The organism is Sphingobium sp. BS19 (genome assembly GCF_027925545.1).
Taxonomy (GTDB): Bacteria; Pseudomonadota; Alphaproteobacteria; order Sphingomonadales; family Sphingomonadaceae; genus Sphingobium.
On record NZ_BSEF01000093.1, the window covers coordinates 1 to 261 of the forward strand.

The 261-nt window shown below is 68.2% G+C and carries 1 pseudogene; it reads left to right on the forward strand.

Annotated features, from left to right (window positions below):
• Positions 1-261: pseudogene (locus tag QMG56_RS23310) on the forward strand (IS21 family transposase); the annotation flags it as partial.

Sequence of the window (261 nt, forward strand, 5' to 3'; positions counted from 1 at the left end):
GACGCGCACATCTTCGTGGCGGTGCTTGGCGCCTCCAGCCTCACTTACGCGGAAGGGAGCTGGACCGAGACGCTGCCGGACTGGTTGGCCGCCCACACCCGCGCGCTGGCGATGTTCGGAGGCGCGCCAGGGCTGTTCGTGCCCGACAATGCCAAGGTCGCGGTGATCAAGGCGTGCCTGTACGATCCTCAGGTCAACCGCAGCTACGCCGAGATGGCGGCGCATTACGACAGCACCGTGCTGCCGACGCGACCACGCCGC